General features: G+C 55.0%; 17 protein-coding genes and 1 tRNA gene. 3 read left to right on the top strand and 15 right to left on the bottom strand.

Translation table 11 applies throughout. The annotated features are described in order from the left end of the window. Positions 1 to 321 precede the first annotated feature (321 nt). From IB226_RS20200 to xylF, 8 genes are all read right to left on the bottom strand, one after another. The gene (locus IB226_RS20200; RefSeq protein ID WP_192236829.1) at positions 322 to 1,809 is read right to left on the bottom strand and encodes a reverse transcriptase domain-containing protein; all 1,488 of its coding nucleotides are present in this window, start codon (positions 1,807 to 1,809) and stop codon (positions 322 to 324) included. Further along, complete coding sequence (locus tag IB226_RS20205; RefSeq protein ID WP_192236830.1) at positions 1,810 to 2,634, bottom strand: hypothetical protein; 825 nt, start codon at positions 2,632 to 2,634, stop codon at positions 1,810 to 1,812. Positions 2,635 to 2,650: 16 nt separating this feature from the next. After that, positions 2,651 to 3,823: an integrase arm-type DNA-binding domain-containing protein gene (locus tag IB226_RS20210; protein WP_192236831.1), complete on the bottom strand. Its 1,173-nt coding sequence runs from the start codon at positions 3,821 to 3,823 to the stop codon at positions 2,651 to 2,653. A 162-nt stretch (positions 3,824 to 3,985) separates the two neighbouring features. Continuing rightward, positions 3,986 to 4,080, bottom strand: a tRNA-Sec gene (locus tag IB226_RS20215). A gap of 61 nt (positions 4,081 to 4,141) precedes the next feature. Beyond that, positions 4,142 to 5,320 (bottom strand): D-xylose utilization transcriptional activator XylR, encoded by a 1,179-nt coding sequence (xylR, locus tag IB226_RS20220; RefSeq protein ID WP_061719296.1) that lies wholly within the window; start codon positions 5,318 to 5,320, stop codon positions 4,142 to 4,144. A gap of 93 nt (positions 5,321 to 5,413) precedes the next feature. Then, positions 5,414 to 6,595, bottom strand: a complete 1,182-nt coding sequence (gene xylH / locus IB226_RS20225) for a xylose ABC transporter permease XylH (RefSeq protein ID WP_192236832.1) — start codon at positions 6,593 to 6,595, stop codon at positions 5,414 to 5,416. Then, positions 6,588 to 8,108: a xylose ABC transporter ATP-binding protein gene (locus IB226_RS20230; RefSeq protein WP_192236833.1), complete on the bottom strand. Its 1,521-nt coding sequence runs from the start codon at positions 8,106 to 8,108 to the stop codon at positions 6,588 to 6,590. Before IB226_RS20230 ends, xylH begins: the two co-directional genes overlap by 8 nt. Before the next feature lie 28 nt (positions 8,109 to 8,136). Beyond that, complete coding sequence (xylF, locus tag IB226_RS20235; protein WP_101763858.1) at positions 8,137 to 9,129, bottom strand: D-xylose ABC transporter substrate-binding protein; 993 nt, start codon at positions 9,127 to 9,129, stop codon at positions 8,137 to 8,139. Positions 9,130 to 9,474: 345 nt separating this feature from the next. Here xylF and xylA point away from each other — a divergent pair, with 345 nt between their 5' ends. The 3 genes from xylA (at position 9,475) to IB226_RS20250 (ending at position 13,406) form a co-directional block, all read left to right on the top strand. Next, on the top strand, positions 9,475 to 10,797 hold the full coding sequence (gene xylA, locus IB226_RS20240) for a xylose isomerase (RefSeq protein WP_192236834.1): 1,323 nt from the start codon (positions 9,475 to 9,477) through the stop codon (positions 10,795 to 10,797). A 17-nt stretch (positions 10,798 to 10,814) separates the two neighbouring features. Then, positions 10,815 to 12,257, top strand: a complete 1,443-nt coding sequence (xylB, locus tag IB226_RS20245) for a xylulokinase (protein ID WP_192236835.1) — start codon at positions 10,815 to 10,817, stop codon at positions 12,255 to 12,257. A gap of 216 nt (positions 12,258 to 12,473) precedes the next feature. Further along, a complete protein-coding gene (locus IB226_RS20250; protein WP_192236836.1) occupies positions 12,474 to 13,406 on the top strand; it encodes a GlxA family transcriptional regulator in 933 nt (310 codons plus the stop codon). Here the strand turns inward: IB226_RS20250 and IB226_RS20255 are convergent. The 7 genes from IB226_RS20255 to IB226_RS20285 all read right to left on the bottom strand — a co-directional run bounded on the left by IB226_RS20255 (position 13,391) and on the right by IB226_RS20285 (position 21,365). After that, the gene (locus IB226_RS20255) at positions 13,391 to 14,386 is read right to left on the bottom strand and encodes an acyltransferase (RefSeq protein WP_192236837.1); all 996 of its coding nucleotides are present in this window, start codon (positions 14,384 to 14,386) and stop codon (positions 13,391 to 13,393) included. The two genes, IB226_RS20250 and IB226_RS20255, sit on opposite strands and share 16 nt — an antisense overlap. Positions 14,387 to 14,585: 199 nt before the next feature. Next, positions 14,586 to 15,701 (bottom strand): mandelate racemase/muconate lactonizing enzyme family protein, encoded by a 1,116-nt coding sequence (locus IB226_RS20260; RefSeq protein ID WP_101763852.1) that lies wholly within the window; start codon positions 15,699 to 15,701, stop codon positions 14,586 to 14,588. A 32-nt stretch (positions 15,702 to 15,733) separates the two neighbouring features. Further along, the gene (locus tag IB226_RS20265) at positions 15,734 to 16,495 is read right to left on the bottom strand and encodes a GntR family transcriptional regulator (RefSeq protein ID WP_101763851.1); all 762 of its coding nucleotides are present in this window, start codon (positions 16,493 to 16,495) and stop codon (positions 15,734 to 15,736) included. 14 nt (positions 16,496 to 16,509) lie between these two features. Beyond that, positions 16,510 to 17,886: a dihydroorotase family protein gene (locus IB226_RS20270; protein WP_192236905.1), complete on the bottom strand. Its 1,377-nt coding sequence runs from the start codon at positions 17,884 to 17,886 to the stop codon at positions 16,510 to 16,512. Next, positions 17,886 to 18,809, bottom strand: a complete 924-nt coding sequence (locus tag IB226_RS20275; RefSeq protein WP_192236838.1) for an ABC transporter substrate-binding protein — start codon at positions 18,807 to 18,809, stop codon at positions 17,886 to 17,888. The genes IB226_RS20270 and IB226_RS20275 overlap by 1 nt, the downstream gene beginning before the upstream one ends. Next, entirely contained in the window at positions 18,809 to 19,852 is a 1,044-nt protein-coding gene (locus IB226_RS20280) for an alpha-hydroxy acid oxidase (protein WP_192236839.1), read from the bottom strand. The genes IB226_RS20275 and IB226_RS20280 overlap by 1 nt, the downstream gene beginning before the upstream one ends. Then, a complete protein-coding gene (locus tag IB226_RS20285) occupies positions 19,836 to 21,365 on the bottom strand; it encodes an amino acid ABC transporter permease/ATP-binding protein (protein WP_192236840.1) in 1,530 nt (509 codons plus the stop codon). The genes IB226_RS20280 and IB226_RS20285 overlap by 17 nt, the downstream gene beginning before the upstream one ends. Between the last annotated feature and the right edge of the window lie 54 nt (positions 21,366 to 21,419).

A 21,419-nucleotide genomic window follows, 5' to 3' on the forward strand; every position in this document is an offset into this window, starting at 1 on the left:
TCCCGCGCCGGGCTTTTTTGTGCCCGGCACTCAACAGTTTGCGCGTGCATGTCTATGCCGCATGAAAACGCATGAGTCTCAGGCACCTAATAACGGCATATCAACCCGGCAGCGGCGCGGCATCAGCCCGGTCATGCAGGTGCATGAAAACCACTTCATAAAGCGGGCAGGCGTGGCGGGGGTACGAGAGCGCGCAGCGGGTTTTAGTCATGGCTCTGATTGATTTTTTGTTTGAAGTGTTAAGTAAAATTAAAACTTTAGCGGAGACTTACAGGATGAAATATTGATAAAATGCCGCAAAATAGCGGCAATTTTTTTCATTTATTTTTTTTGAAGGTAATTAATTATAGAAAGATATTTTTCTTCTTCAAATTTAAAACCGTACTCTTTGAATGTGGATAAATAGTTGAAGTGGCCTTTCAGAGTATTTATTGTCAAAAGGCTGGTGTCATTGGTTTTAAGTGCTTTATCAAAAATCGCTCTAACTTTTCTACGATATTTTCTTGGAGGGCGTAGTGCGCCATTGATTAATACCCCTGTTACCAGTTGCCTATTGTTATAGGATAACAATCTGAATTTGTGATCATTGAGGTTAAATCCCAGCGAGGATATTTTTAGCCTAGCAAGATTAATTAATTCCTTAACAGCGCTTTTGGAATCTCCACTAATAGTTATATCATCAGAATAACGTGTATATACACATTTTCTTACCATAGCCTGATTGGCCATAGTTTGGTCGAATTCATATAATATTGCATTTGAAATATTAGGGCTTGTTGGAGCCCCTTGCGGTAACGTACCGTAAAGAGTAGTTAGTCCAGCAATAGTGTTAACTAAATGCTCTGAGAAATTATTACGAAGAAGGCACGATTTAATCATCGTCTTATTAATCGATCCGAAATAATTTTCAATATCTATGTTAGCTACGAATTTTTTATCGACATGCTGAAGAGCATTGTCATGTATACTCACTCCTTTTCTATATGAAAAACATGCTGAATGAACTTTTAGCCTATTAAGCAAATAGTCATTTAACCAATATTGAGTCACTTTCATAAACTTACGTGGAGCTGAGATTTTTCTAATCCCACCGCTTTTTTTTGATAAATCAAACTCACGATAATATTTTTCTTGATTTTTAATCATCGAGCTTATTAATCGTGGTGTAAGCCCAAGGCATGATGCGATAGTGAGAACACCATTTTCTTCGAATAATGGGTTATTTAGTGATTTATAAGAATAGAAGGTTGGTGCAGGTGTAAACGAAAAAGAAGAAGGTGGATTTTGTGAATCATCTTTAAGATTGCTAGCCTGACTACTGGACATTGAACCAATTTGTAATTGCTCAAAGATCCGCACCCAGGCCTGTCTTGGGCGGCTGGGCAAGGTCCCGGACGCCCAAGACAGGCCTGGGTGCGGAACCTCTTTTAAATCATGCCTTAACTGTAAAGACGGCGAATCGCCGCCCATATTCTTTGTATCAGTAGAGGCTAGCAACATTAATTTAGAATATTTGTAACATTTGTCAAGCATAAAAATGCGTAGTTTATCTCTAAGCTGTCTCAAATTGGCTGTAAGTTTTTCATCACCGATAGGAGTTATCGAATAAAGCTCTCCTTTAACAGATGTTAATTCTAAATAACCAATCTCCCTGAGTTCTTTTAAATATTTTTTTATTGAAGCCTCATCAGGAAGCGCATCATCGTCTTTTAAAACCAACTTTAAATAGCTCAATATTTCATTGGCATTTGCAGGTTGTATAATTGATGTTGCCCATAACAAAAGGCGAAAGTTTATTGAAATAGTCATTTACCCTCCTAACAATCCCCTATCTTTAGAAATTAATTTTTTGTTCTTAATTCTTCGTAATAGAATTTCAATTTTTTGTTCTTGCAACTCATTCATGTTGAATATTTTAATATTGTTGTCATCGCAATATTGAAATACACCCAAAGAGAAAAATCTATCGAGTTGTTGAATTTCATCATTGTAGATAACTATGAGGTCAGGGAATTTGACTTCTTTTGTTATTTTATAGTAACTTATTAGCGTTATTTGAGACAATGTTAGCTCATCCAGTGCAAAAATTACTATCGTATCGCAATTTCTTTTTATAAAATCCAATTCTGCTATGTGCGTGTATACACTTTCTGTATCTGGTAAGTTCTGCTTCCCTCCGCCTTCAAAAATTACAGCATTAATGTTTTCCAGTTCACTTTTTAAATGCTGAATGCATAGTGTGCTATCCTGGTCTTTATCTTTGTTTGGGTAACATAAAAAAACTCTAAGTTCTGATTTGATGAACTCCTCTTCTAATACCCCTCTTATCTCTCTTTTAAGGTCATCAGTTATCGATGACGGGTTACTTGAGAAAATTGAGATGTTAAATTGATTAACAGTGGTTTCATTGTCTTTCCCTACAACAGTAATTTTTGATGTTTGAGAATTACTACTGGTCATTTTTTTGATTTGTTTTGGATTTATTGTTTCCACCAATAGTAAATGTGGTCGATTTTTGTTTGTTCTTTTTGACGCCGCTGCCTTTAGATGGGAAGAGAAATCTAGCAAGGAGTAATAAAATCGTGACTCCAATCCCGGAAAAGATCCATTCTTTGTTATTAAATATGTAGTCAATAAATTCGCGCATGCTTTAAAAACCTCCTAATATAAAATCCGCATACCATTGCAACATATCTCTTCTATTTACCTCATATGTAGCATGATTGTAAATAGAGCGAATAGTATTTTTATCAACGTGAGCTAATTGCATTTCAATCCAGGCACTGTCAAAGCCTTGCTCATGCAAAATTGTCGACATAGTATGTCGAAAGCCGTGACCAGTAGCTCGGCCTTTGTAACCGAGTAGCTCGATAACTTGGGAAACGCTCTCCTTTGAGATTGGTTTACTACGATTATTTCTACCAATAAAAATATAAGGATAATGACCAGTAATAGGTCTGAGCTGTTTAAAAAGATCAATTACATGCGTTGATAGCGGAATCATATGAGGCCTACGCATTTTCATCCGTTCTGCTGGAATTTCCCATATCCCTTTTTCTAGATCTACCTCTTCCCAAGTTGCAAAGCGCATCTCCTGAGTCCTTACGCCCGTCAACATGACAATCTTTGTCGCATTCTTAGTAATGATACTGCCGGTATACGCTTCAAGATCGCGGACAAAATGGTGCAACTCTTCCGCTGATAAATATGGATGGTTCTTTTGTTTAGGAACGGACAGCGCAACAGCCAAATCAGGCGCTGGATTGTACTCAGCTCTACCGGTAATGATGGCATAACGAAACACCTCACCACAGCGCTGCCGCACCTTACGCGTTTTCTCTAATGCCCCGCGTTTTTCAATACGGCGAAGCACCTCAAGCAATTCCAGCGGCTTAATTTCCGAAATAGGGCGATTACCGATGAAGGGGAATACATCTTGCTCGAAAGTTTTGATGATCTCCTCGCGATAAGCCACCGTCCAACGATCAGCCTTATTCGTGTGCCATTCACGGCTTATGGCTTCGAAAGAATTCTCAGTGGAGATTTTAAGCGCCAGCTTTTGAGCTTTACGCTCCTTTACTGGATCAATGCCATTAGCTACCTGCTTGCGCGCTACATCACGCTTCTCTCTCGCCTCAGCAAGCGACACGAGGCTATATGAGCCAAACGACATCAGCTTTGCTTTGTCGTTGAAGCGATAGCGAAAGCGCCAGCCTTTGCTGCCATCCGGGTTAATGAGTAAAGCCAACCCGAGGCCGTCGCTAAGGGTGTAAGGCTTTTCTTGAGGTTTTGCGCGTCGAATTTGTATGTCTGTGAGGGCCATGTGTATAAGTCTAAAGTGTGTATAAAAATTATATACGCATAACTATACACATTTGTCGTGGATTCTGGCAGATGCGGTAGGACTTATGCGGACGAAGATTTTAGTAACTATATTGTTTTTAAAGGTAATTAAAAATAATCTCGGAAGGGTGCGGAAGTGTAGTGGCGGAAGATCACAGGAGTCGAACCTGCCCAGGACCGCTGGCGGCCCCAACCGGATTTGAAATCCGGCCGCCTCACCGGAGACGACGATCTTCCTTTGAAGATGCCGCAGGAGTATAGCGACAATCGCGGCGGAATTCTTGATCTCAGCCGTGCGTCACAGCACGTTTTCACCGTGAAGCTGCCGATACTCCTTCGGCGTATTGGCGTAACTCTTTTTAAACACCGAATAGAAATATTGCAGCGACGGGTAACCACACATTTGTGAGATCTCATTGATGCTCAGCGAAGAACACGCCAGCAGCTCGCGCGCTTTCTCCAGTTTTTCGCGGTGAATCATGGCGTGAATGGTGTCGCCGGTTTCATCGCGGAAGCGTTTTTCCAGATTCGATCGCGAGATGCCGATGGCATCCAGCACCTGTTCAACCTTAATACCTTTGCAGGCGTTAAAGCGGATGTAATGCATCGCCTGAATCACTGCGGGATCGTGCAAGGAGCGGAAATCGGTGGAGCGGCGCGCAATAACTTTCACCGGTGGAACCAGAATTCGTTGCAGTTGCAGAGGCTGATTATCCAGCAGGCGATGCAGCAGTTTTGCCGCCTGATAACCCATCTGGCGTGAACCCTGCGCCACGGACGAGAGCGCCACGCGCGACAGATAACGCGTCAGTTCCTCGTTATCAATCCCGATCACCGTGAGCTTCTCCGGCACCGGAATTTTGAGGTATTCACAGGCCTGCAGCAGATGGCGCGCACGGGCATCGGTGACGGCGATGATGCCGGTTTGCTGCGGCAGGGTTTGCAGCCAGTCAGCCAGACGGTTTTGAGCGTGCTGCCAGTTTTCCGGCGCGGTTTCCATGCCCTGATAGACCACGCCTTGATAACGCTCGCGCGCCACCAGCTGGCGAAACGCATGTTCACGCTCTTGCGCCCAGCGTTTGCCGCTGGCTGCGGGCAAGCCATAGAATGCAAAGCGGTTCACGCCTTTCTCTTTCAAATGCAAAAAGGCGCTCTCGACCAGCGCGGCGTTGTCGGTGGCGATGTAATGCACCGGCGGATAGTCCTGCGGCTGATGGTACGATCCGCCAACGCCAACTATCGGCACCGACACGTTCGCCAGCAGTTTTTCAATCGAGGGATCGTCGTAATCCGCGATAACCCCGTCGCCCAGCCATTCACGGATATTGTCGATGCGGCAACGAAAATCCTCTTCAATGAAAATGTCCCAATCCGTTTGTGATGCCTGTAAATACTCACCGACGCCCTCAACCACCTGGCGGTCATAGACCTTATTGGCGTTGAACAGCAACGTAATGCGAAAGCGTTTCTCATGCATCGTGGCGCACTCTCCTAAATCGACAGCACCTTGCATAGCATGGCACGACGGACAGCAGAAAGAATTTGCGCCACATTGTGATCCCCCACGCGATTACACCCGGCGGCGCGTCGCGGTATCCATCCACACTGCCAGCAGCAGGATGGCGCCCTTGACGATGTACTGCCAAAAGGTCGGGACATCCATCATGCTCATGCCGTTATCCAGCGACGCCATGATAAATGCGCCGATGACCGCGCCCGCCACCGAACCAACACCGCCCGCCAGGCTGGTGCCGCCAATCACACAGGCGGCGATGGCATCCAGCTCGGCAATGTTGCCTGCCGAAGGCGAACCCGCGCCAAGGCGTGAGCTCAGGATCAGGCCAGCAATCGCCACCATCACGCCATTGATGGCGAAAACCGCCAGCTTGGTGCGGGCCACATTAATGCCGGAAAGGCGCGCGGCATCCAGGTTGCCACCGATGGCATAAATCCGGCGACCAAAGGCCGTGCGCGTCGCCATAAACATGCCGCCGAGCAGCAGCAGCGCCAGCAGCAAGACCGGCGTTGGCACGCCGCGATAATCGTTGAGCAGCCAGATCGCGCCCAGTACCAGAATGGCGGTGACGACCTGTCGCACCAGCGCACCGCTGACGGAAGTTTGCGCCAGACCAAGCTGTTGGCGACGCAGACGCAAGCGCCATTGCCAGAGGATAAACAGCGCCAGGCCAGCAAAGCCGAAGCCAAATCCGATCCCGCCAGGCAGATAGCTTTGGCCAATCTGCGACATCGCCGGGCTGGTAGGCGCTACCGTGGTGCCATCGGTGATGCCGACCAGAATGCCGCGAAACGCCAGCATCCCCGCCAGCGTGACAATAAACGACGGAACTTTGCGATAAGCCACCCACCAGCCGTTCCAGGTGCCGAGCAGCAAACCCATCACCAAAGTCACGACGATGGTGAGCGGTAACGGCCAACCGAGCCAGACGTCAAAGATAGCTGCAGCACCGCCGAGCAACCCCATCATCGAACCCACCGAGAGATCGATCTCCGCAGAGATAATGACGAACACCATGCCGACCGCAAGAATGCCGGTGATGGCGGTCTGGCGCAGCAGGTTGGAAACATTACGTGCGCTGAGCCAGGCACCGTCGGTGGTCCAGGTGAAGAACAGGGCGATTAGCACAATCGCACCCAGCATCACCAGCACCTGCAGATTTGGCAGCGAGAATTTACCTGGCGCACCTTTACCCGGCGTAGTGAGGCCGCGTTGCGTACTTTCGGTCTTAAACATAGTGTTCACTCCGCAGGGCGGCTTCCATCACCTGCTCCTGAGTCAGGTTATCGTTAATCAGATCGGCTTTGATTTTGCCTTCATGCATCACCAAAACCCGATCGCTCAGGCCCAGCACTTCGGGCAGCTCAGACGAAATGACAATCACGGCAATCCCTTGCTGCACTAGCGAATTGATCAGCAGATAGATTTCCTGGCGCGCGCCCACATCAATGCCGCGTGTAGGCTCATCAAGAATTAAGATTTTTGGATTGAGCAGCAGGCATTTAGCGAGGATCGCTTTCTGTTGATTGCCGCCGCTCAGGCGACCAATCGGCAGTTCCGCCGACGAGGTTTTCACCCGCAATCGCGTAATGGCCTGATTAATTGCCTGTTGTTCCTGCGCGTCATCCAGCAGCGAAAGCCGGGGGCTAAATTGGTCCAGCGCGGCCAGCGTAATGTTTTTGCCCACGCCCATTAGCGGCACGATGCCATCCTTTTTGCGATCTTCCGGCACCATCGCGATGCCGTGCGCGATGGCGGCGCGGCAGTCCTTGATACGGACTTTCTTGCCGTTGATATGAATATCGCCCTGCCAGCGTCCCGGCCAAACGCCAAACAGACACTGCACGGTTTCGGTTCGCCCGGCACCAACCAGCCCGGCAATGCCAAGAATTTCGCCGCGCTTCAGGCTAAAAGAGACGTTATCCACCCGGCGGATATGGCGGTTGATGGGATGCCACGCCGTGAGGTTCTCTACCTGCAACAGGGTTTCGCCAATCTCGTGTGGGCTATGCGGATAGAGCGCCGTCAGCTCGCGCCCGACCATCATGGTGATGATGTCATCCTCACTCAGCCCGGCGGCCGCGCGGGTCGCGATATGCTGACCGTCGCGGATCACGCAGACGGTGTCCGAAATCGCTTTTACCTCGTTGAGTTTGTGCGAAATGTAGATGCAGGCGATGCCATGTTCGCGCAGGTTTTTGATGATGCTAAGCAGCACCTCCGTTTCCTGTTCGGTGAGCGAAGAGGTCGGTTCGTCGAGGATCAGCAGGCGCACCTGTTTATTCAAGGCGCGTGCAATCTCCACCAGCTGTTGCTGGCCTAATCCCAGTTCGCCGACGCGCGTATCCGGCGATACCTGCAGCTTGACCCGCTCCAGCAGCTGCTGGCAACGCAACGTCATGGTTTCGTCATCCACCATGCCGAAACGTCCCAGCTCTGCGCCGAGGAAAATGTTCTCCATCACCGTCAGCTGCCGCACCAGCGCCAGCTCTTGATGGATGATCACGATCCCTTTGCGTTCGGTATCACGAATGGTCTGCGCCTGAATCTCGTCGCCCGCAAAATGGATACTGCCTTCAAAGTCACCGTGCGGATACAGCCCGCACAGGATCTTCATCAGGGTCGATTTCCCCGAGCCGTTTTCGCCGCACAGCGACATCACTTCACCGGCTTCCAGCTGCAGGCTCACGTCATCCAGGGCTTTCACCGCGCCGAAACGCTTGGTGATATGGTTCATTTCCAGCAACATCGGCCTCTCTCCTTTACGGGCTCGCGCCTCAGAGTTCGCTCTGCTTGTGGAAGCCGTCTTTGACTACCGTGCTTTCAATGTTGTCTTTGTTCACCGGAATAGGATTCAGCAGGCGCGATGGCACATCTTTCAGGCCATTATTCAGCTTGCTGTTGCTGGCGGGTTGTTTGTCGTCACCGAGTTCCACCGCGATTTTGGCTGCTTCAGTCGCCAGTTCGGTGATGGGTTTGTAAACCGTCATGGTTTGCGTGCCGTTCATAATGCGTTTGATGGCGGCGAGATCGGCATCCTGGCCGGAGATCGCGACTTTGCCGGAAAGTCCCTGCGCGCTTAATGCCTGAATCGCACCGCCTGCGGTGGCATCATTCGACGCCACAACGGCATCAATGTGGTTGCTGTTTGCGGTTAAGGCGTTCTCCATTATTTTCAGCGCATTTTCCGGCAGCCACGCATCAACCCACTGATCGCCGACCACTTTAATGCTGCCATTATCAATATAAGGTTTTAACACTTTCATCTGACCGGCACGGAACAGGCGCGCGTTATTATCCACCGGCGAGCCACCCATCAGGAAGTAATTACCTTTTGGTACTTGCTTCACAATACTTTCGGCCTGTAATTCGCCCACTTTCTCATTATCGAATGAGATATAAAAATCAATATCGGCGTTATTTATCATGCGGTCATACGCCAACACTTTAATGCCTTCACGTTTCGCTTCCGCCACCACGTTACTTAAAACCTGGCCGTTATAAGGAATGATGACCAATACATCGACGCCGCGATTAATCATATTTTCAATTTGCGACATCTGCGTTTCTTCGTTGCCGTTGGCCGATTGCACAAACACTTTGGCGCCCAGTGATTCGGCTTGTTTAACAAAGATATCGCGATCTTTTTGCCAGCGTTCCAGACGTAAATCATCAATAGCCATACCGATTTTGACTTCTTTAGCGCTACCCGCGTGACTAAACAGGGCCAGAGCCGCGCAGGCGGCCAACAGTGATTTTTTCATGTTCATAGTATTAATCCTGTAGGTTGAGGCTTTTGTCGTTGTAAGGCTGATAACCAGGCCGATGAATTGTTGCCCTGAGTTTCAGATGACATCAATTACTGATTTTTATCCGGCTATTACGTTTTTTGGTTTATTTGCGATTTTATGAGCGCGATCGATATTTCAACGCTTTCAGAAAAAATGACGTGAGAGAGGCTGAATGAAAATAACGACATTATTTTGCGAGCTGGCGCACAAATAATAATTATCTTACGTTGAGTGTTAAATATCGTAATTGAGCAGCAGTAAATTACATCATCACAATAACCGCTCAAAGCTGACCATTCGGGTCCTCATGCTAAGGAGCTAACTATGCACGCCTATTTCGACCAGCTTGATCGCGTTCGTTATGAAGGGAGTAATACCCGCAATCCTCTGGCGTTTCGTCATTACAACCCGGACGAGGTGATTCTCGGTAAAACCATGGCGGAGCATCTGCGCTTTGCAGCCTGTTACTGGCATACCTTCTGCTGGAACGGCGCGGATATGTTTGGCGTTGGCGCGTTTGATCGTCCGTGGCAGAAGCCGGGTGATGCGCTTGAGCTGGCGAAGCAAAAGGCCGATGTCGCCTTTGAGTTCTTCCATAAACTGAATGTGCCTTATTACTGCTTCCACGATGTGGATGTCTCACCGGAAGGCGATTCGCTGAAAAGCTATCGTGAAAACTTCTCGGTGATGACCGATAAATTACTGGAAAAACAGCAGGAAACCGGCGTGAAACTGCTGTGGGGGACTGCCAATTGCTTTACCCATCCGCGTTACGGTGCGGGTGCGGCGACCAATCCGGATCCGGAAATTTTTGCCTGGGCCGCCAGCCAGGTGTGCAGCGCCATGCAGGCCACGCAAACCCTGGGCGGCGAGAACTATGTGCTGTGGGGCGGGCGTGAAGGGTATGAAACCCTGCTGAATACCGACCTGCGTCAGGAGCGCGAGCAGATTGGCCGGTTTATGCAGATGGTGGTGGAGCACAAACATAAGATCGGTTTCCACGGCATGTTGCTGATTGAACCCAAGCCACAGGAGCCGACGAAACATCAGTATGACTATGATGTCGCGACAGTTTATGGCTTCCTGAAGCAGTTCGGGCTGGAGAAAGAGATCAAAGTGAATGTGGAAGCCAACCATGCGACGCTGGCGGGTCACTCTTTCCATCATGAGATCGCAACGGCCATCGCGCTGGGCATTTTCGGCTCGGTGGATGCTAACCGTGGCGATATGCAGTGTGGCTGGGATACCGACCAGTTCCCGGTCAGCGTCGAAGAGAATGCGCTGGTGCTGTACGAAATTATCAAAGCGGGCGGATTTACCACCGGCGGCTTAAACTTTGATGCCAAAGTCCGCCGCCAGAGCACCGATAAATATGACCTGTTCTACGGCCATATCGGCGCGATGGATACCATGGCGCTGGCGTTGAAAGTCGCGGCACGCATGGTGGCGGATGGCGAGCTGGATAAGCGTGTGGCGCAGCGCTATAGCGGCTGGAACGGCGAGTTCGGGCAGCAGATCCTGAAGGGAGAATTTTCCCTTGCCGCGCTGGCGGAACAGGCGCAGCAACAGCAATTTAATCCACAGCATCGTAGTGGACGCCAGGAACAGCTGGAGAATCTGGTGAATCACTACTTGTTTGATTTTTAACTTTTCAGGAGCGCAGCATGGTTATCGGCATCGATTTAGGCACCTCCGGCGTGAAAGTGGCATTGCTGGATGCGCACGGCAAAGTGATTGCAGTGGAAAGTGCGCCGCTGGAGGTGTCGCGGCCGCAGCCGTTATGGAGCGAGCAAGATGCCGAAAGCTGGTGGCGGGCGACCGATCGTGCCATGCAGGCGCTGGCCCAGCAGCACGATCTCAGCGGCGTGAAGGCGGTTGGCCTGAGCGGGCAGATGCACGGTGCCACCTTGCTGGATAGCGAGAGTCAGGTGCTGCGTCCGGCGATTTTATGGAATGACGGGCGTAGCGGCGAGCAGTGTCAGGAACTGGAGAAGCGCGTGCCGGATTCGCGTCGCATCACCGGCAACCTGATGATGCCTGGCTTTACCGCGCCTAAGCTGCTGTGGGTAAAACAGCATGAGCCGCAGGTTTTTGCTCAGGTAGCTAAAGTGCTGCTGCCAAAGGATTATCTGCGCTTGCGCATGAGCGGTGAGTTCGCCAGCGACATGTCGGACGCGGCGGGAACGATGTGGCTGGATGTGGCGCAGCGCGACTGGAGCGATGAGATGCTCAACGCCTGCGATTTGCAACGCAGCCAGATGCCGCAACTGTTTGAAGGCAATCAGATCACCGGCACCTTGTTGCCAGATGTCGCCGCGCGCTGGGGCATGCCAAGCGTGCCGCTGGTGGCGGGCGGTGGCGATAACGCGGCGGGCGCGGCGGGCGTCGGCATGGTTGAGCCGGGACAAGGCATGCTGTCGCTCGGCACGTCGGGCGTCTATTTCCTGGTGAGCGACGGCTATCTCAGCAATCCACAGCGTGCGGTGCACAGCTTTTGCCACGCGCTGCCGCAGCGCTGGCATCTGATGTCAGTGATTCTGAGCGCGGCTTCCTGCCTCGATTGGGCGGCGGCGCTGACCGGCTGCGCCGATGTGCCGCAACTGCTGAGTGAGGCGGAAAAAGCGCGCAGCGATGTGCCGCCAGTGTGGTTCCTGCCCTATCTTTCTGGCGAGCGCACGCCGCATAACAATCCGCAGGCGCAGGGCGCGTTCTTTGGTTTAACGCATCAGCATGGCCGACCAGAACTGGCGCGCGCGGTGCTGGAAGGCGTGGGCTTCGCGCTGGCCGAAGGCATGGATGCGGTGCATGAGTGCGGTGTGCAGCCGAAAAACGTGATGCTGATTGGCGGCGGCGCACGAAGTGCGTACTGGCGTCAGATGCTGGCGGATATCAGCGGGCAAACGCTGGATTATTGTCATGGCGGCGAAGTCGGTCCGGCGCTGGGTGCGGCGCGGCTGGCGCAGCTGGCGGTTGATCCGGCGAGCGAATGGCCGTCGCTGGAACTGGCGCAGCGGCATCAACCGGATGCGGCGCGGCATCAGGCGTATCGGCCACAGCGCGAGGTGTTTGCGCACTTGTATCAGCAGTTGCAGCCGTTGATGTCTTGATGTGGGAGAGTGATGGCTGGATTTGGCAGGGTGTTGGAGTTTTTATCGGGTATGATTGGGGTTTTGTGTTAAATGTAGTGGCCTGATTTGCCCTCACCCCAACCCTCTCCCGTAAACGGGAGAGGGAGTTATTAGCTCGATCGGTTCCCTCTCCCGCTTGCGGGAGAGGGCTAGGGTGAGGGGGGAAAAACACACCAAACCCAACCGGAGCTCACCATGCCGCAGTCCGTCTTCTTTCTCGTGCTTCCCGGCGTGATGGCGCTGGATCTCACTGGCCCCGCTGAAACCCTGCAGCTGGCCGACGGCCACTTCGCGCTGTACTACATCGGTCCGCAGCCAAGCGTGCTGTGCTCCACCGGCATGACCCTCGCCGACATCGCGCCCTTGCCCGCACAACTGCCGGATAACAGCCTGCTGGTGGTGCCTGGCGTACACGATTCGCGCGTCTGTTTCGACACCGAACCGGCCGCGAAAGCGCGTGACTGGCTGCGCCAGCAGCAGACAGCGATTACCGATCAGCGCATCACGCTGGTGTGCATCTGTTCCGGCGCACTGCTCTCAGCGCAGGCGGGATTGCTGGATGGCATCCAATGCACCACGCATCATGATGTGTTACCGCGTCTGAAAGCGACAGCGCCAGCGGCGTTGGTAAAAGATAACCGGGTTTTCGTCGAAGATGGCGGCATCTGGACCAGCGCGGGCATTACTGCGGGTATCGATCTGGCGCTGCATCTCATCAATCGGCTGTGCGGCGCGCCGCAGGCATTGAAAGTGGCGCGCGAAATGGTGGTGTGGTTCCGCCGTTCCGGCGACGATCCGCAACTGTCGCCGTGGCTGCGCTATCGCAATCACATGCATCCGGCGATTCATCGCGCGCAGGATGTGATGATTGCCCATCCCGAACATGATTGGTCGCTTACCGCGCTGGCCGAACGGGCGCACGTCAGCGAGCGTCATCTGACGCGCCTGTTCCGCCAGCATCTGGGCATCAGCGTGCGCGAATACCACGAACAGCTGCGCTTAGTGATTGCGCGGCAACGCCAGCAGCAGGGCGAAGCGGCGGAGAAAGCGGCGCTGGCCGCCGGATTCTCCTCGGCACGCCAGCTGCGCCGCGCGCACCAGCGCTGGGACGATCAGCTCACCAGATGACGCTTATCCACGCGTTGTAATCCCATCGCCAGCAGCAGGCTACCGATCAGCGTCGTGCCCATCACCCACGGCAAATCGAGCCACGGGCGCGACATGTCGTCGTAGTGATGAGTACGCAGAAAGTGGATAAACAGCGCGTGAAAACCATAGATCGGCAGGGAATAGCGCGAGAGGGTGGCGAGCCCCGGCAGCGCGCGCTGATTCAGGGTGTTTTTGAACAGAATCAACAGGCTGATGGCGGCAATAAACACCAGCGGCCCGCAGTAGAGATACCAGGTATCGTTGAACGCGCCGTTGATTTTCAGCATCTGTTTGGTGCCGAGCGCAATGCCAATCACGCAGGCCACAAAGCCCAATCCCGCCAGCCAGCTGACGCTGTGCTTGTCGGTCTCCATACAGCCAATCGCGCGCCCGAGTAGCGCATACAGCAGGTAGTAAATGCTGTCGCCGCTGACATACAGATTCACCGGCAGCCAGTGGAACGGTCCCAGCGATTGGCTCACGGTATTCGGATTCGCCAGCACCGCCAGCACGATCACCAGTATCGCGACATAGCGCGGTGCCACGCTTTTCACCTGAATCAGCGGGGATAACAGATAGATGCCGATAATGGCGAAGAAGAACCACAGGTGATAGAACACCGGTCTTTGCAGCAGTTTGAGCAGCGATCGACCTTCGCTGATCGGCGTCAGCCAGGTGATATAGGCCAGCGCCACCGCGCTGTAGAACAGCAGGCACAGCACGATGCGCAGCAGATGCCGCCCTTGTGCACTGCGTTCGCCGAAAAACAGATAGCCTGAAATCATAAAGAACAGCGGCACACAGACGCGTGACGCTGAGTTAAGCAGGTTCGCCACATCCCAGCTCAGGCCTGTCACCGCCATCGGTCCGGTGATGTACCAGGTTGTGGTGTGAATGACGATCACCATCAGGCAGGCAACCGCACGTAAGTTGTCGATCCAGTAAATTTTTTGCTGCATGGCACCCTCTTGCATTGGCTGCGAAGAAGGGTAGCCAGTGAGCAGCGCGCCAACAACCTTTAGCGTTGTAATTCAGATCACTCTGTTATTCGACACTCGACACCAGAATCAATTCGCGCGCACTGCGTAGCGGCGCGATTTATCGCGCAATAAATTGCGCCGCTACAATGTGTGCTTCGTTGTTAGGCGGTGACAGCCATTAATCACGCACCAAAAACGTCTCGATCACCGCTTCGTCGGGTTCAACGCCGAGGCCTGGCTCGCTCGGCAGCCACGCGTAACCGTCGGCGATGCGCACCGGATTCTTCGCCAGCGAGCGGCTGATTTCGCCCGGCTCGACGCAATACTCCATCACCAGCGCATTCTCAATCGCGCACAGGAAATGCAGTGAGGCAGCGGTATTAATGTCGGTGGTGAAATTGTGGTTGCACACTTTGCGTCCACGGCTGTGCGCGTAGCTGGCGATCTCCATTGCCTGCGTAAAGCCGGTGCGCGTCAGGTCGATCTGCACGATATCGATGCCGCCTTCATCTATCAGGCGCTGGAAACCCGTTACCGAACACTCTTGCTCACCGGCGGCGATATGCTGCTGGCAGGCGGCGGAGACCTGGCCGTAACCGGCGTAGTTATCGGGATGCAGCGGCTCTTCAATCCAGAACAGATTGAGGTGTTCATAGCGCTGGCTGCGGCGAATGGTGGTTTTGGCATCCCACACGTGGCCGACATCCAGCATCAGATCCACATCGTCGCCCATCGCTTTACGCAGGGCGTCGAGATAGCGCAGATCCAGCGCTTCGTCAGTGCCAAACGGCTCCCAGCCAAACTTCACGCCGCTATGGCCGGTATCCATCGCATGCTGCGCGCGCGCGACCGTCTCTTCCACGCTGAACTGGAACATGTTGGAGGAGTAAACGCGCATTTTGTCGCGCATGGCGCCGCCCAGCAGTTCAACAATCGGCTTGCCGAGTGCTTTACCTTTGATGTCCCACAAGGCGATGTCGATGCCGGCCATCGCCTGCAGTACCGCGCCGCTGCGGCCGTAATAGAGGGTGGCTTTGTGCATCTTCTTCCATAAACGGCCGGTTTCCAGCGGGTTTTCGCCGATTAACAGCGACTTCAGGCCGGTGACCATGGTGTGCGAATAGGGCGCTTCAATGATGGCTTTGGTGACATACGGGCTGCCATCGACTTCGCCCCAGCCGGTGATGCCGGCATCGGTGGTGATTTTGATCAGCAGCGCATCCTGAGAGCTGTCGGTGCGCTGCTCAATCACTGGCAGGCGCAGGTAAAACGCCTCAACGTTAATGATTTTCATGGTGTTTTCCCTGGTGTAAAGGCAAGGCGAAATTAGCCGAGAGCGGAACGGTGCTGTCGGCGCTGTGTTATCAGGGTTTCGTAATCCACGTCCAGCGCCTGAATGCGGATGTGGTTCTCAACCTCGTCGGTCATTTTGGCGATGTCGCCATCGGCAAAGACATTAATCAGCCGCTGATGCTCCTCAATGATGTCGCTCATCGATTTGCCCATGGTGGAGAGACCGAAAATCACCGTCAGCTGACGGGCAATCGACTCCCACAAATTGCTCAGCACCGGGTTGTGCGCGAAGCTGCACAGCGTGCGGTGGAAATCGGTATCGGCGGAGGCAAAACCGTAAACGTTATCGCTTTGCATCATCGCCTGCATCTGCGCCACGCCCTGATAGAGCTGATTAAGCTGCTCAGCGCTGTTGCGTCCGGCCTCAATCGCCCGACGACAGGCCAGCGTCTCCAGCGGGATGCGCACATCGATAATCTGCTCCAGCCGCTGATGCGAAATCTCCATCAGGCGGATACCTTTATACGGCTCGCTGGTGACAATGCCCTGGCTCTCCAGAATGCGCAGCGCTTCGCGGATCGGCACGCGGCTCATACCGAGTTTCGCCACCAGCTCGGGTTCTGCGATGCGGTCGCCGGGCAGGATCAGGCCGCGCGAGGCGGCGCTGAGAATGGCATCCACGGCGTGATCGACCAGCGTGCGCGGACGCGCGCTATTCCAGCTGTTATCGGTGGCCGCGTCCTGCGCCAGCGGGGCGCTGTTTTTACGACGAGCGGTAGAGGGTTTTCCTGCCATGTTGTTTATCCTGTTTAAACCTGTCGGGTCACGAATTGACCGAAGCCGGGTTCAACCTGCATCTGGTCATCCTGGAATACCGTGACGCCACGAATCAATGTGCGCACCACTCTACCCTGACAGCGCATCCCTTCAAATGCGCTCCACTTGCCGAGTCCCTGAAAATTGGCGCCGCGCACCGTCCAGCTTTGGCTGGCGTCGTAGAACACCAAATCGGCGTCGAAGCCGGGCGCAATCGCCCCTTTTTTGCCCCACAGCTGGAAGGCTTTGGCCGGGCCGCTGGCGGTCATGCGCGCAAACTCGCTGAGCGCCACGCCACGTTCAATATGGGCCGCGCTGAAGAACATCGGGCTGAGGGTTTCCACGCCGGTCAGGCCCATGCCCGCCTCCCAGATGCTGGCTTCACCCGCCTGTTTTTGTGCGGGCGTGTACGGACAATGGTCAGAGGCGATCATGTCGATATCGCCGCGCAGCAGCACCTGCCACAGCGCATCCACCACCGGACGCGGGCGGATCGGTGGGCCGCAGCGCGCGTTGGGGCCGATGCGCACCAGATCGTCTTCGTCGAGCAGTAAATAGTGCGGACAGGTTTCGAAGCTGGCGCGTACGCGGGTTTTGGCAGCGACAATGGTTTCCGCCGCGCGCGCCGAGCTGACGTGCACGATATGGCAGCGCGCGCCGGTATCTTCGGCAATCGCTAACACGCGTCCCACCGCTTCGATCTCGGCAATTTCCGGCCCCGCCAGCGCATGAGCGCGCGCATCTTTGCGTCCGGCGCGGCGCTGTTCGCTGCCGGCACCGATCAAAATCTCGTGATTCTCAGCGTGCACGCCAATCAGCCCGTCGAACGTGGCCAACTCGCGCATGGCGCGCAGCAGGCCGTCATCGTCGAGACGCGGCAAACCTTTCTCGTCGGTGGCGTCGCCGTTGGGTGCGCCGCTGCACAGGAAGGCTTTGAAGGCCAGCGCACCGGCCTGATTCAGCGCCACCAGTTCATGCACGTTATTTCCATCTAACCCAGCCCACAGGGCGTAATCCACCGAGCAGTTGTCTGCCAGCCAGCTTTTTTTGGCGCTGAAGTTAGCCAGCGACGTGGCCGGTGGCAGAGAATGCGGCATCTCGACGATGGTGGTGACGCCGTGCGCCGCCGCACCGCGCGTGCCTTCACGCAGCTCCTGTTCAGGGAAATCGTGCGAGCCGGTGAAATGGGTATGCACGTCAATCGCGCCGGGCACGATGATCAAGCCACGTGCATCGATCACCTCGTCAACGCCGTGCGTGATGGCGCCAGGCGATAACACGCCACTGATCTTGCCGTTTTCGATCAGCAGATCGGCCAGTTCAGCGCGGGTTTCTGTCACCACCAAACCATTAATAATCAGCTGTTTCATCATTCTGCTCCTGCCTGCGTCACCAGCGCCGCATACGGCACCGGCTGTGAAGAGTCGAGCCAGCCGATAGCAGTTAACAGCTGGCTGAAATGCGCAAACTCAGCGCGCGGAATCACGCAATCTGGCGCAAACACGCCAGCCTGTTGATAGGCCGCGAGGCCGCGCACCAGCGCCTCGCGCGGATAATCGGGGTAAAACGCCTGCACCTGTTGCGCCAGCGCAGTGGCGTCATGGTTGGCGATCCACGTCAGCGCCTGGGCAATGGCGCGGGAGAAGGCGGCGAAAGCGGTGGCTTTCTCCTGCAATACATCGGTGCGGGCGATGTAGGCGCTCCAGGGTACGTGGCCGCACACGCTGGCGAGGCTGCTGATGCTGTGGAGTTGTCCGGCGGCGATGGCGGGCGCCAGCATATGCATGGCGTGCAGCGCATAATCAGCTGCCCCTTGGGCCACGGCGGTGAAATCCCGCGCCTGATCGCCGCTGCCGGCGATCAACTCAACGTCATCCTGCAAACCGTGACGCGCCAGCAGCCAGCGGAACGTCAGCGTGGCGGTGCCGACATTGCCGACATCCAGCACACGTTTGCCGCGCAGATCGCTGAGCTGAAAATCGGGCTGCGCCTGCGCCGCCGCAAGAAACCACGGATTGGCCGCCACCGAGGCGCAGAAACACTGCAACTCTGCGCCGTGCTGCTGAAAATGCTTCATCACCACCATCGGGCCGCCCAGCGTGAGATCGGCGTCGCGATTCAGCACTGCGGGAACCTGGCCGCCTTGTACCGTATGCCCGCCTGATTCACTGGTGGTGAAGATTACCTGCAGCTGCTGTGCGGCGAACAGGCCGAGGCTGTGCGCCAGATAGTGCGCGCAGTAATAGATGCGGGATTCGCTGGCATCGCCTTGGTTGAAAATCAGTGTCTGCATCAGTAGCGCTCCTCGGTGATAAAGCTACCGTTCAGCGCCGCCATATCGCTGACGCCGCACCAATGACTAATGGCCGTAACTTCATTGATCCAGCCGGAAAGCAGATCGAACACCGCGCTCTCGCCACCGGCGACTAAAGCACTGATGATCGGGCGCACGCTGAGCGACAGCGACGCGCCAAGACAGCGCGCCACCACCGCATCGCTGCCGCAGCGTACGCCGCCATCCAGCAGCAGCGGCAATCGCGTCACCGCCTGCAAATCGGGCAGCTGATCGACCGGCGTAGCCCAGCGCGCGCTCTGGCGCAGGCCGATGTTTGAGGCAATCACTCCGCTGACGCCGTGCTGCGCGGCCTGCGCCGCATCGTCATGATGCAGAACGCCTTTCAGCCACAGTGGAAGCTGGCGATCGGCGCAGTGTGCTGCCACCTCATCAATCTCCTGCCAGCGCCACACCGGGAAAGCGGGCAGCGGCGCAACACCCGGCTGCGTGCCGCCGATGGTGTGCCAGCCGCGCTGTTTCAGGGCGTCGCCGATAGAGAAGCCGCCGGGCTGTAACCCGGCCACCGGATGCACCGGCGCCAGCACCGTGAGCACGATATTTTTAAATCCGGCCTGCGCGGCCTGATCGATTAAGGCTTTGATGCGGCCGACATCGCCCGCCGCACGCAGTTGCAGCCAGCAGCGATCGTACTCGGCGCCAATCTGCTCCAGCGTTGTGACGCTCTCTTCGGAGATCACCAGCGGCAGTTGCAGACGTTTGCAGGCGCGCGCAATCGGCAGCACCCCTTCGTCGTGAAAAATTCGGTCACCGGCAAACGCGCCGACGCCAATCGGCGCGGACCAGTTTTGCTGGTGCAGGGAAATCTGCGTGTCGATGCTTTCATTGCCCTGCAGCACGCGCGGTAACAGACGAAAGCGGCGTAGCGCCTGCTGATTGGCATCGGGTTCATTACCCAGCGCATCGGCCGGTTGGCCCTGCATATAGCGGAACAGCGCATCGCCGAGGCGCTCGCGTGCCGTGAGTTCAAAGCGCGTTGGCATGTGGCGCCTCCGCAGCATTTTCATGTTCAAGGAAGGTGGCAAACGCTGGCGTTTGCGGATTTTGCAGAATCGTCGGCGGGCCTTCTTCAATCAGCGCGCCATCCTGCAGGAACATCACCCGATCGGCAACGCCCGCCGCAAACGCGATGTCGTGGGTGCTGATGATCATGGTGATGCCGGTCTGTGCCAGGCTGCGCATGGTTTGGTTCACTTCGCGCACCAGTTCGGGATCGAGCGCGGAAGTCGGTTCATCAAACAGCAGGATTTGCGGTTCTGCCGCCAGCGCGCGCGCAATGCCGACGCGCTGTTTCTGTCCGCCAGAGAGTTCGTGCGGCAGCGAGGCGGCGAAATCACCGAGTCCTACCATTTTCAACGCGCGCATCGCTTTGCCGCGCGCGATTTCCGGCTGTGCGCCCTGCACGCGCAGCAGAATGCTCATCACGTTTTCCAGCGCGGTAAGGTGATCAAACAACGCGAAGTGCTGGAACACGATGCCAATGCCCGACTTGGCGCGGTTGACCGGCAGATGTCGCGGCGCCAGTGCGCGACCGTTTTCGTCGCTGCCCATGAAGTGGCCTTCAGTCTGAATGGTGCCGCTGCTGCGTGGCGTCAGCGCCAGAATCGATTTCAGCAGCGTACTTTTGCCCGAACCGGAGCGACCAAGCAGCACCACCACTTCGCCGCGACGGACGGTTAACGACAGCGATTTCAGTACCGCTTTACCGGCGTAGTCGACGCACAGCTGATTCACTTCCAGCACCGGCGCGGCGGTTTGCGTATCCCAGCGCCGTTTTGGTAACTGCATCGGCATTACGTCTGCTTCCGGCGGCAGTTTCGCCAGGCGCGCGCGCGCCCGTCGCGCACGTTCATCAAGGTTGTAGAACTTCTCCAGCCACCACTGACCGCCCGCCAGCAGCGTGGAAAGAATCAGGTAGATGCCGCCCGACGCGACCAGCACCGGAATAAACAGGAAGTTTTGCGACACAATCGCCTGGCCGCGCATCGTCAGCTCATTGACGCCCACCACCGAAGCCAGCGAGGTGGATTTCAGCAGGCCGACGGTTTCATTGCCCATGGTGGGCAGAATGGCGCGCAGCGCCTGCGGGATCACCACGTGAATCATCTCTTTGCTGCGCGAATAACCGAACGCCTGCGCCGCCATGCTTTGATCGCGATCGGTCGCCATAATGCCGCCGCGAATGATTTCGGCGCAGAAGGCGGTTTCGTTGATCATCAGGGCGATAAGCGCGCTGGTGAACGGGCTCAAACGCAGACCAAATTCCGGCAGCACGTTGTACAGCAAAATCAGCTGCAGCAGCACCGGCGTGCCGCGCAGCGTATAGATGTAAATCTTCACCGGCACGCGAATAAACCCGTGCTTTGAGCTGCTGGCTAACGCCAGGAAAAAACCAATCACAATGCCGCCCGCCAGCGCGCCAATCAGCAGCTGCACGGCGATAACAGCGCCTTCCCACAAGTAGGGGAAAGTCAGGTACTTAAGAAAATCATCCAAGGCGTTATCCTCCTCAGCGCCTCGGTTTCGTCCCCGAGGCGGCTGAGTTTATGC

This window comes from Pantoea sp. PNT03 (assembly GCF_014852515.1).
In the GTDB taxonomy this organism is placed as follows: domain Bacteria; phylum Pseudomonadota; class Gammaproteobacteria; order Enterobacterales; family Enterobacteriaceae; genus Pantoea; species Pantoea leporis.

Coding starts and splice junctions, on each gene's coding strand:
- xylB (WP_192236835.1), top strand. CDS start 10,815: ATGGTTATCGGCATCGATTTAGGCACCTCCGGCGTGAAAGTGGCATTG.
- xylA (WP_192236834.1), top strand. CDS start 9,475: ATGCACGCCTATTTCGACCAGCTTGATCGCGTTCGTTATGAAGGGAGT.
- IB226_RS20230 (WP_192236833.1), bottom strand. CDS start 8,108: ATGTTGCTGGAAATGAACCATATCACCAAGCGTTTCGGCGCGGTGAAA.
- IB226_RS20280 (WP_192236839.1), bottom strand. CDS start 19,852: ATGCCAACGCGCTTTGAACTCACGGCACGCGAGCGCCTCGGCGATGCG.
- IB226_RS20255 (WP_192236837.1), bottom strand. CDS start 14,386: ATGCAGCAAAAAATTTACTGGATCGACAACTTACGTGCGGTTGCCTGC.
- IB226_RS20275 (WP_192236838.1), bottom strand. CDS start 18,809: ATGCAGACACTGATTTTCAACCAAGGCGATGCCAGCGAATCCCGCATC.
- IB226_RS20210 (WP_192236831.1), bottom strand. CDS start 3,823: ATGGCCCTCACAGACATACAAATTCGACGCGCAAAACCTCAAGAAAAG.
- IB226_RS20270 (WP_192236905.1), bottom strand. CDS start 17,886: ATGAAACAGCTGATTATTAATGGTTTGGTGGTGACAGAAACCCGCGCT.
- xylR (WP_061719296.1), bottom strand. CDS start 5,320: ATGCATGAGAAACGCTTTCGCATTACGTTGCTGTTCAACGCCAATAAG.
- IB226_RS20260 (WP_101763852.1), bottom strand. CDS start 15,701: ATGAAAATCATTAACGTTGAGGCGTTTTACCTGCGCCTGCCAGTGATT.
- IB226_RS20250 (WP_192236836.1), top strand. CDS start 12,474: ATGCCGCAGTCCGTCTTCTTTCTCGTGCTTCCCGGCGTGATGGCGCTG.
- IB226_RS20200 (WP_192236829.1), bottom strand. CDS start 1,809: ATGACTATTTCAATAAACTTTCGCCTTTTGTTATGGGCAACATCAATT.
- xylH (WP_192236832.1), bottom strand. CDS start 6,595: ATGTTTAAGACCGAAAGTACGCAACGCGGCCTCACTACGCCGGGTAAA.
- xylF (WP_101763858.1), bottom strand. CDS start 9,129: ATGAACATGAAAAAATCACTGTTGGCCGCCTGCGCGGCTCTGGCCCTG.
- IB226_RS20265 (WP_101763851.1), bottom strand. CDS start 16,495: ATGGCAGGAAAACCCTCTACCGCTCGTCGTAAAAACAGCGCCCCGCTG.